Origin of the sequence: Wolbachia endosymbiont of Drosophila tristis (genome assembly GCF_028981745.1) — a bacterium.
In the GTDB taxonomy this organism is placed as follows: Bacteria; Pseudomonadota; Alphaproteobacteria; order Rickettsiales; family Anaplasmataceae; genus Wolbachia; species Wolbachia pipientis.
In genome coordinates this window covers 1-8,955 of the sequence record NZ_JAPQLN010000061.1, presented here as the reverse complement: position 1 = coordinate 8,955, position 8,955 = coordinate 1, and the positions used below count along the sequence as shown (strand labels likewise).

At 35.5% G+C, this 8,955-nt stretch carries 7 protein-coding genes and 2 pseudogenes; 3 read left to right on the top strand and 6 right to left on the bottom strand.

Features of this window, described 5'->3' with window-relative positions; translation table 11 throughout:
- Positions 1–312: pseudogene (locus OZD64_RS06840) on the top strand (transposase); the annotation flags it as partial.
- A gap of 480 nt (positions 313–792) precedes the next feature.
- Here the strand turns inward: OZD64_RS06840 and folD are convergent.
- The 5 genes from folD to OZD64_RS02390 form a co-directional block, all read right to left on the bottom strand.
- The gene (gene folD / locus OZD64_RS02410; protein WP_010082295.1) at positions 793–1,671 is read right to left on the bottom strand and encodes a bifunctional methylenetetrahydrofolate dehydrogenase/methenyltetrahydrofolate cyclohydrolase FolD; all 879 of its coding nucleotides are present in this window, start codon (positions 1,669–1,671) and stop codon (positions 793–795) included.
- A complete protein-coding gene (locus OZD64_RS02405; RefSeq protein WP_010082294.1) occupies positions 1,655–2,230 on the bottom strand; it encodes a UbiX family flavin prenyltransferase in 576 nt (191 codons plus the stop codon). Before OZD64_RS02405 ends, folD begins: the two co-directional genes overlap by 17 nt.
- On the bottom strand, positions 2,223–2,489 hold the full coding sequence (locus tag OZD64_RS02400) for a DUF2312 domain-containing protein (protein ID WP_010082293.1): 267 nt from the start codon (positions 2,487–2,489) through the stop codon (positions 2,223–2,225). Before OZD64_RS02400 ends, OZD64_RS02405 begins: the two co-directional genes overlap by 8 nt.
- 13 nt (positions 2,490–2,502) lie before the next feature.
- The gene (locus tag OZD64_RS02395) at positions 2,503–3,786 is read right to left on the bottom strand and encodes an HlyC/CorC family transporter (protein WP_274999230.1); all 1,284 of its coding nucleotides are present in this window, start codon (positions 3,784–3,786) and stop codon (positions 2,503–2,505) included.
- 88 nt (positions 3,787–3,874) lie between these two features.
- Entirely contained in the window at positions 3,875–5,053 is a 1,179-nt protein-coding gene (locus tag OZD64_RS02390) for an aspartate aminotransferase family protein (RefSeq protein ID WP_038198898.1), read from the bottom strand.
- A 275-nt stretch (positions 5,054–5,328) separates the two neighbouring features.
- Here OZD64_RS02390 and OZD64_RS02385 point away from each other — a divergent pair, with 275 nt between their 5' ends.
- Entirely contained in the window at positions 5,329–6,501 is a 1,173-nt protein-coding gene (locus OZD64_RS02385) for an NADH-quinone oxidoreductase subunit D (protein WP_010962676.1), read from the top strand.
- Positions 6,502–7,261: 760 nt separating this feature from the next.
- Here the strand turns inward: OZD64_RS02385 and OZD64_RS02380 are convergent.
- A pseudogene (locus tag OZD64_RS02380) lies at positions 7,262–7,456 on the bottom strand (IS256 family transposase); the annotation flags it as partial.
- 157 nt (positions 7,457–7,613) lie between these two features.
- On the opposite strand from OZD64_RS02380, the gene OZD64_RS02375 reads away from it, so the two are divergent.
- Positions 7,614–8,942, top strand: a complete 1,329-nt coding sequence (locus OZD64_RS02375) for an IS4-like element ISWen1 family transposase (RefSeq protein WP_274999201.1) — start codon at positions 7,614–7,616, stop codon at positions 8,940–8,942.
- Positions 8,943–8,955 lie beyond the last annotated feature (13 nt).

Genomic DNA, 8,955 nt, shown 5'->3' with positions numbered 1-8,955 from the left:
CGTTAACAAGCGTAAACCTGCCAAAAATCTACTATTACATAGTGATCAAGGTTCACAATATACTTCGCAAGGTTATCAATATCTCTTATCCATAAAAAACATAGATGAGTTATAAAGGTTGTTGTTACGACAATTCTGTTGTGGAAAGCTTCTTCAGTTCTCTAAAAAGGGAGTTACCAATAGACACCTCTCGGCACTCTAAACAGCATATCAAAACTGCTATATTTGAATATATAGAAATTTTTTATAACAAACAACGTCACTATTAACTATTGCATTCCTGAGCATTTTGATTCATCATTCTCTTTGTGAAAAACATTCCAAATTTTCTCTCCACTTTTTCTGGGTAAGGTCAGATACTATAAACTATAAAAAAATTTCTCCGATAGTTCATATAGCAAGTAAATTCACAAAATGAAGACTATTATTTTTATTACAGGTGTATCTACGGTTGGAAAATCAAGTTTGGCTCATATATTAGGTTCAAAGCTTTTTATGCCTAGAAACTTTGCAATTCCACTAACTATAGCTAACCCAAGAAAGGTTTCCCTACGTCATACCGCCGCGGTATCTCAGCATAGATTCCGCTAACGAGTAGCGGAATGACGAATTTGTTGTTTTTCAAATTGTAGGTAAACCTAAGCCACTTTAGCTATACTTGTAGAGAAAAAAGAATAGATGATGATCCTAAATATTTAATAAATTTGACTACTGAGGAATTTCAAAAATCTCAATTTTTTATTAATTGTGATATGGTACATTCTATCTTCATATAGCTTTCCTCTTCATACCTCAACTAATGAAATCAGAAGCATCAACTCCCTTTTGCAAGCAAGCAGCAATAACAGTGTTCATCATTAGAAATGCAATGGTCATTGGGCCAACGCCCCCGGGTACTGGGGTCATAGCTTTGGCTTTCCCTTTTATTCCTTCAAAGTCAACATCACCTACAAGCTTTCCTACGTTAACGCTATTTATGCCAACATCGATCACTATTGCACCTTTCTTTATCCAGTCTGCTTGAACAAAATTTGGCTTTCCGACTGCTGCAACTACTATATCCGCTTTAGAGCAATATTCAGCTAAATCCTTGCTTTGTGAATGCAAGATGGTGACAGTGCAGTTTTCTTGCAATAGCAGGTAAAACATTGGCTTGCCCACGATATTTGACCTACCAATTACCACTGCGTTTTTACCGGAAAGGTTCTCTTCAATTGACTTAATTAAATGCAAAGAACCTTTAGGAGTGCAAGGTATAAGGCAGTTTTTTTCACCTTTAACTAATTTGCCAACGTTTTCATCATGAAAGCCATCTACATCTTTTTCAACACTTACTGTGTTAATTACTCTGCTTGCACTAATATGATTTGGTAAAGGCAATTGCACTAAAATGCCATGCACAGATGGATCTTCATTTAATTCATTGATTTTTTCAATTAATTCATCTTCTAAAATATTATTAGGCAAAACAATGGTCTCAGAACTTATGCCTATTGATTCTGCTTTTTTCTGTTTGTTGCGAACATAAACCTGACTTGCTGGATTGCTACCTATGAGAATTACTTTCAGGCAAGGAAAAATGTTATACTCTCTCTTTAAAATATCAATTTTTTGTGATAGCCTCTCACATAGGTCGTTTGCTATTTTTTTACCATCAATAATAATTGTCACTTCCTTGCCACTCCTTAAAGTCGGGTAATTTGATATCAAATAAATCCAATACTTTGCCAACAGAATGATTAATAATATCATCCAACGATTTCGGTTTAATATAAAAAGCAGGCACTGGTGGAGCAATAATTGCTCCCATCTCCGTTAATTTTAACATATTTTGTAAATGCCCAAGATGCAGTGGTGACTCTCGCACCATAAGAACTAACTTTCTTCTTTCTTTTAGCGTTACATCTGCAGCCCTTGTCAATAGATTGGAAGTAACACCTGATGCGATTTCAGACATTGTCTTCATAGAGCATGGTGCTACAATCATCCCTGAGGTTTTAAATGAGCCGCTTGCTATTTTTTCTCCAATCTTTTCTTCAGAATAGTAAAAATCTGCAAGTGATGTAATATCTTCAAGTTTTTCTTTAATCTCGTGAGCTAAAGTTACTTTCCCAGCACGACTTATCACTAAATGAGTTTCATAATCGACGTCTTTCAACGCTTCTAAAATACGCACACCGTAAATAGAACCAGATGCTCCACTTATTCCAATTACAATTCTGCTATTCACTTAACTCTTCTTCGTAGCTCATTCCCAATGCACGTTTATAGGTATCAAGCAATATTTCTTGTTCCTCTCTGTCATCATCATCCATCTTCCTCAGCCTAATAATTTGTTTCATCACTTTTATATCCCAACCTTCATCTGCGGCTTTTGCATATACATCACGAATGTGATCTTGCACATCCCTCTTTTCTTGTTCAAGTTTTTCGATTCTCTCTATGTAACCCTTCAACTCTTCAGCCGTTATTTTTACTGTATCTTCCATGAAACTCCACTAATTAATTGCTGCCACTAATATTACCAATTTTTACTTGCACTTCAACAACAGTAATAATATTTTTATCTTTTTTTAAAATCTTAAAGCGAAAACCATACATGGAAAACTCCTCGCCTTCGTCAGGAATGCGCTCTATTTCATTCACAATCATACCTGCTAGAGTTGTAGCTTCTTCATCAGGGAGATTCCAGTATAACTGCCTGTTAATGTCCCTAATAGTAGATTTTCCTTCTATGTGATACATATTATCAGATATTTTCTTTATAAAATTCTCCGTAATCAAATCATGTTCATCCGAAATTTCTCCAACTATTTCTTCCAGTATATCCTCAAGAGTTACAATTCCCTGCAGTGCTCCATACTCATCAATAACAAATGCAAGGTGTTTCCTGTTCTTACGGAAGTTGTGAAGTTGCACGCTGAGCGGTGTACTTTCTGGTATGAACCAAGGCCTTGACATAACTTGGGTAATGTCAACTTCTTCCGCTTTATTATTCTTTTCACGCAAAGCATTTATTAGAGCTTTCACGTGAATTACACCTACAATGTTATCTGGTTCCTTCTGCCATAAAGGTACTCTACTGTGACTGCTGGTTAAAATCTCTCTTATTAACTCTTCTTTATTCCGATCTATATCAAGAGAAAATAGGTTTCTTCTATGGGTCATAATTTGTGATATCTCTGTCTCAGCCAAATCAAGTATGCTGCTTAGCATATCTAAATCCTGTTGCAACATAGTTCCTTCACTGCGGTGAAGAGTAATCATATTACGCATTGCATCCGCTGCAGATATCACTTCCTTATCTTTATGCAGCCCACATAATTTTAGGATGAGGTTAACAATAAATTGAATACCTAGTGTCAATGGAGAAAAAATCTTTACAAAAAACAATACAAAATAAGCAGAAAATGATGCAAATTTTTCAGGATTTTGAATAGCATAAGTTTTTGGTAGAACTTCGCAGAACAATAAAATACAAAATGTCATTATAATTGTTGATAGGAGAATGCCCTCATTTCCAAAAAGATTGATAAATATTGCTGTAAATAAAGCAGAGCAAGTAATATTAATAATTGTATTGCCGAGCAATACCGTTCCTATTGTCAATTCTTTCCTATTTAATAAGCGATCTATTACCCTGGCTTTTTTGTTACCGTCTAGCTTTAGCTTATTAACTCGAGAACGGCTAATTGAGGTTAAGCCTATTTCTGCTCCTGAGAACAAAAACGATAAAACTAACAAAACAAAAATTGCTGGTGATACTAAGACCAATAACCAATCCATTAAAGTACGATGTTATTGTGATAAAAAATAAAATTAACTTTACATGTTATGAGAGGCATTTGCAAGCCTGAATTTATATTGCCGAATTTTATATACCTTTAATCTTAAAAAACAAATCATAAAGCATATTACACGCTGCGTTCACATGCTCATCCTCAATGATAAGTGGTGGGGTTACCCTTACTACTTTGTTGTTTAAAACCCTAGTTATTATTAAACCTTTATCAAGAGGTCGACTAATAATTTTATCAGCTACAAGAGTTGCTAGTTCTATTCCCATTAGTAACCCTTCTCCACGAACTTCTAAAATCATCTCAGGAAATTCTTTAGCTAAAAGCAACAGCTTTTCTTTTAAATATTTACTAATTCTTTTAACATGATCAAAAAAGCCTTCTTTTAGCATTATATCGAGCACTGCATTACCAACAGTCATGGCAAGTGGATTGCCACCATAGGTTGATCCATGAGTTCCTGGAGTAATTGCTTCTGCTATATAATCTTTCACTAAACATGCAGCTACAGGAAAACCGTTACCCATAGCCTTCGCACAGGTTAGCATATCAGGTTCAATGCCGACATTTTGATAATGAAATAAAGAACCGATGCGTCCATATCCGCACTGCACTTCATCAAAGCACAAAATTATTCCTTGAGCTTTTGTTATTTCCCTTACTTTTTGAAGATATTCTACGTCTAGTGGATATACTCCACCTTCGCTTTGTATGGGCTCTAAAAATACAGCAGCTATTTCATTGTTGATTTTTTCTTCTAATGCTTTAATGTCATTTCTTGGCACTTTATCAAAACCAGAAAGGAGCGGAGCAAAACCTTCGCGTGATTTTTCATTGCCTCCAGCAGAAATTGCAGCAATACTGCGGCCATGAAATCCTCCTTCAATTGTAATAATACGATTACGTTTTGCTTGCCCTTTTGAATAAAAGTAACGACGAATAAACTTAATTGCAGCTTCTGTTGCTTCAAGCCCACTTGAGCAGAAAAAAACTTTATCTGCAAAAGTAAGGGTTGTTAAACGCTCGGCAAGCCTTTCTTGCTCGGGAATAGTGAAAATGTTAGAGCAGTGCCATAATGAGCTCGATTGCTCTTTCAGCTTATCTGTAATGTATGGATGACAATGCCCTAAAGAAGTTGTAGAAATACCTGCAGCAAAATCTAAATATTTTTTACCATCTTTATCAAAAAGATATGCCCCTTCTCCCCTGACTATAGGAGTGTCAAGTCTATTATACGCATTAACAACATGATCCATTTTATAAGTATTGTGGTATTATCTATACTATACCTGAAATGAATCCATTAACACAAAGCTTTTCCTTTAACCTCTTATGCTACTTCAACTAAAAATTTGGCTAATGCAAACCTTTTTTGTCATTCTATAGCTAAAGTGACTTGGTTTTACCAACACTTATTAGCCATTGTAAAAGTTTTTGTTTCTATTGAATGATAGTTGTAGCCTATGCAAGAAGTTTATTGACTTTGAGCGCACTTTAGCCTATACAATTTTAATATCTTAAACTACTGGACATGCCCGATCTAAAGACAATGATGTTAAATTTTGGACCTCAGCACCCAGCTGCACATGGAGTGTTGCGTCTTGTTTTAGAGATGGATGGTGAAGTGATCGAGAGGGCAGATCCCCATATTGGGCTTTTGCACCGCGGTACTGAAAAATTAATAGAACATAAAACGTATCTTCAAGCTTTGCCTTATTTTGATCGCCTTGATTACGTATCACCAATGTCACAAGAGCATGCATATTCACTTTGTGTGGAGAAATTGTTGCAATGTGAAGTGCCAATTAGGGCAAAGTATTTACGTGTCTTGTTTTGTGAACTGACGAGAATACTAAATCATTTACTGAACGTTTCTTCTCAAGCACTTGATGTTGGAGCAATGACCCCTCTTTTATGGCTCTTTGAAGAAAGAGAAAAAATACTGGAATTTTACGAAAGAGCTTCAGGTGCAAGGTTTCACGCAGCTTACATCAGGCCAGGTGGAATTGCAGCAGATGTTCCAGAAGATTTGATTGAGGATATTGCAAAGTTTATAGAGCAATTTCCAAAATATATAGACGATGTTGATGAACTTTTAACAGAAAATAGGATATGGAAGCAACGCACTGTAGGAATTAGTGAAATATCAATTAAACAGGCACTTGATTGGGGCTTTAGTGGCCCAATGTTGCGCGCTGCTGGGCTTGCTTGGGATTTGCGAAAAAGCCAGCCATATGAGATATATGATCAACTAGATTTTGATATACCGATCGGCCAAAATGGCGACTGTTATGACCGTTATCTAGTTAGAATGGCAGAGATTAGGCAATCTATCAGTTTGGTGAAGCAGTGCATAGAGAAAATGCCTGAAGGGCAAATAAAAACTGAAGATAGAAAAATTTCTCCACCGTCAAGAGCAGAGATGAAAAAATCTATGGAAGCTCTGATTCACCATTTTAAGCTCTATTCAGAAGGATATCACGTACCAGAAGGTGAGGCTTACGCAGTTGTTGAGGCACCAAAAGGTGAGTTTGGAGTGTATATAGTTTCAGATGGTACCAATAGACCTTATAGGTGCCGAATAAGAGCACCTGGCTTTGCGCATTTACAAGCCTTAGACTTTATGGCAAAAGGACACATGCTTGCTGACGTTGCAGCAATTATTGGCTCACTCGATATAGTTTTTGGTGAGATTGATAGGTAATCATTGGTACCCGTTCAGGCAATGGCGTCATGCAAGTAGCTGACATATAACTGTACGAACATTTGTTTGCAAAGGGAGTATGTTAAGTGTTATAGCCGATTTTGCCTCAAACACAAAGGCAGTGCCTTGACTACTTGGATCCAGAAAAATTGATTGTGTACTATACAACATTTTTGATCAAAAGCGTAACCGTTCACTGTTAGACTGCATTCTGTGATTTTTAGCAAAACATGATCTTTCATTTGAGCTTCCTTCAATTTAAAATAAATACAGAAAATTGCTGCCTATAGCTAAACTGACTTAGATTTACCAACAATCGTCATCCCGCTACTTGTTAGCGGCTAAGAGATACCGCGGCGGCATAGCTATCTTCAAAAATATGGTTGAATAATTGTGTGTATAATTATTAATATTTTTAAACACTTTGGCTATGGCTTTATCTAAGTTTCTCGACCCTAAGCTGGATTTAACCTTCAAAAAAATATGTAGGGTCAAGAACTGGCGCGCCTACTTTAGGGTTTGGTGGCTGATCCATTGTTTTCACAATAGGCCTCAATCCAAATTCCCATGTTAACGTTTCCAGCTCCCGCCTCGTCAAACGCAGCATCCGCACTACGCTTTCCTAGCAGATTCTTTACCAAAGTTTATAACATATTGTGCTGGTGATGCTTTCGGTTTGTAATACCTTATTCTATAGTCTGAATATAGACCCAGCGTTTTGTATATCCATTCGCTACTCCACTTCCTCCAACCAAACCCTCTCTTCACTTTCAGCTAATAAGTGATTTTCTATTTCACCTTCCAAACTTGCCTCCAGCAGCTTTTTTATAAATGGTGTAAATGCTCCATCCCTTCCTGTTAATGGTCTGCCTTCCCTTATTGATGACAGTATATTTGCTTCCAGTTCTTTGTAATCTACCAAACCGGTAGTTCTGTTTACTACTTTCTGACTCATTGTCAAACCTCCATTTTTTTTATATCAATTTATTACTTTTTTTTTGGTTTGACACACTTTTTTGAACCATACGCGTCAAGTTAAGGAAATAAAGGTATGAAAGAGATAGAATAATAAGGTATAAGTTCTCCCAGAAATACTTTTAGTGAGAGAACCAATGAATAAAATAACTAGCTTATCAAAAAAGCTCAAAGAATTTTTTAATGAAAAAGCAGACAAAATCTCAATTACAACAAGGTTTATAAAAAGAAAGAGAAAGCTAAAAGGTTCATCGTTCGTAAAAGCCATGGTCTTGGGTAATATAGGGGTTGATAATTGTAGCGTAGAAACAATGTGTCAATTACTAAACGAGGACTCGATAGATATAACAAAACAAGGTTTGGATTTTAGATTTACTGAAGAAGCAGTGGAATTTATGAAAAGGATGTATAATGAATCTGTGCTTCTCTTCAAAAATATCTTGCAAGTTGATTGCAAAATCTTACAGCAATTTAATAGTGTTAAATTATTGGACAGTAGCTATATTACTCTACCTAACAGTATGGAAGAGATGTATAAAGGTTATGGTACTAGCTACAGTGGCTATGAAAGCAATACTAAGTCTGGAATAAAGTTACAATTAGTTTTCGACTACATGAATCAGATAATAGACCAACTTAATTTAACGGAGGGAGTAAGATCAGACCAGGGATATAGGAAACATTTAAGTAATATATTAAGCAATGATTTGCTAATATCTGATCTCGGTTATTTTGTGCCAAGTTCTTTTAAACAAATCAATGAAATAGGAGCTTATTTCATAAGTCGTTATAAATCCGATACCAACATATATGATGTAGAAACAAATCAAAAAATGGAGTTATTAGAATGTTTAGAGGATAAGTTATTTTTAGAAAACGAGGTATTGTTAGGAAAAGAAGCAAAAATTAGAGTAAGAATTATATGTCAGAAACTAACTGAAGAACAGTCTATGGCCAGAAGAAGGAAAGCTAATAGATTAGCAAGATCGCAGGGATATACATCCTCTAAAAGAAATCAAAAATTGTTGAACTGGTCAATATTTATAACTAATGTTCCAGAAAATAAAATTAGTGCTGAGCAAGTATTAACGATTTACAGAGTAAGGTGGCAAATTGAGTTATTATTTAAATTGTATAAAAGCCATATCAGACTTGATAAGCTAAAAGGAAAGCCATGCAGAGTATTATGTGAACTATATGCTAAATTGTGCGCAATTCTTATATTTCACGGCATAGTTGGTTGCACAGAAGTGAAAAAGAATACAGAACTTAGCTTAACAAAGGCATTTATTGAGCTAAAAAAGCGGGTTATAGAGTTATTTTTAGCACTAAAGAATAAAGTTAATAGTTTGAAAGTTTTTCTTAAAAAGCTTACCATAACTTGGTCTCGATTTTCATTAAAAGACAAGTACAGAAAAACTAGAGTATCTACCTTAACTTCCCTGAATTTACTTACAATCTCTTAACTTGACGCGTATG